Consider the following 1,512-nt stretch of genomic DNA (forward strand, 5'->3'; position numbering starts at 1 on the left):
CCGCCGTTGTCGATCGCAGCCTGCACCCGGCCCTTGAACGCCAGGGCGGACTCGCCAGCTTGCGCCGGTTGCAGTCCCAGCCGCGCAGCTTCGGCCGCGACGCTGGCGTCCGACGCCCACCAAGCCTGGCTGGCCCGAGCGCCAGTCGCACGTTCCGGGCCTCGGGCATTGCGGCACCAGTTGCGCCACGGGCCTTCCCATTCGAGCTTGACCCCACGGGAACCTGCCATCGGCACCCAGTGGTCCCGGAACGTCTCAGCCACCTCGCGGACATGGTCTTCGGTCCAATCCGGAAACTTCGCCAACGCCCAGTCACCCCATGATTTCGGAAGTGCAAAATCTTTGGGCAAACGGGTACCGGTTGCCGTGTTCCGGTTAACTGATGATTCAATTGATGGTTTACTGATGGTTATGGGTGCGAGATCTGCGGGGGTTTTTGGCAGAATCTGCGGGGGTGGGGGTGCAGATTTTGCGGGGGTTGGGTGCGAATTCTGCGGGGGTGCAGATTCTGCGGGGGCGTCGAAATGGGCCGAATAGATGCGGTAATTCGTGCTGCGGCCACGCCGCATTTCGCGCCGAAGGATGCCGAGCGCTTCCAAGGCCGTGATGTGGCCTTGAACGGTACGCTCGCCCATGCTGCATTTGTACGCTATCGTCGCGATCGACGGATAACACTCTCCCTGGTCGTTGGCGTTATCGCACAGCGCAATCAACACAAATTTCTGCCCCGACGGCAACGGCGACTTCCATGCTGCTGTCATTAAACTAATACTCATTTGAATCCTATGTGCTGCATCAGAACGGCGCGCCGCCCGTCATGGGTTCGATACGGTGTTGACCACGCAGTCTCTGCTGGGCGACTTGCGCGACAATTGCCGCCAAGAAGGCTGGGTTCACTCATCGGATGTCATTCGGCGCGACCGCCGCGCGAACGCAGTGGACGCATTTGCCGTACTGGGCCAGCTGCTTGGCGAACACGTTCTTCCCGCAAGCGCATTTCATTGGCCTGAGCACCGGCCCAGGCTTGGACGCCCGCGTCCGCTCGCTAAACATGTCGGAGCCGATCCGACTTCCGACCGCCCACGTCACGCCGCTTTCCAGGTAATGGCACCGCTCGTGCCGTTTGGCTTGATCTGGCCAAGTGTTTTCAAGCGCTGCAGGGGCGCATACAGCTCGGGCGATTTAACGCCGAGTGCATTGGCGATCTCGGCCACAGTGCGGCCGCCGTGCGCGCGTACGTGCTCAAACGTCTTGCGCTCGATGTCGCTGGGCGGGCGCCGTCCTGCGCGCCGCGCAGGTTCATCAAGCACATGCCTGGCGTGCAGCGCGGCGTGCTGCGCCGCAAAGTGTTGAAATGCATTCATTCGGTCTTCTTTATTGGAGATCATGTTTCCGGTCACACGGACAGACAGTAGGGGCGGCACAACGCCGTCCGCTAAAAATGCAGACTTGCGCACTTCATGTCAGCGGCCTCGATTAGGAGGTCAACTGCGGGGCACTAGGTTTTCATCG

At 61.2% G+C, this 1,512-nt stretch carries 2 protein-coding genes; both read right to left on the reverse strand.

The features are described 5' to 3' along the window. Window positions 1-776, reverse strand: a 776-nt coding sequence (locus F2P46_RS35740; RefSeq protein WP_166899252.1) for a helix-turn-helix domain-containing protein, incomplete at its 3' end; no start/stop codon positions are given. Between the two features lie 309 nt (window positions 777-1,085). Further along, window positions 1,086-1,364, reverse strand: coding sequence for a hypothetical protein (locus F2P46_RS35745; protein WP_166899254.1), 279 nt, complete (start codon window positions 1,362-1,364; stop codon window positions 1,086-1,088). Window positions 1,365-1,512 lie beyond the last annotated feature (148 nt).

The organism is Massilia sp. CCM 8734 (assembly GCF_011682155.1).
Lineage (GTDB): Bacteria > Pseudomonadota > Gammaproteobacteria > Burkholderiales > Burkholderiaceae_D > Telluria_A > Telluria_A rubra.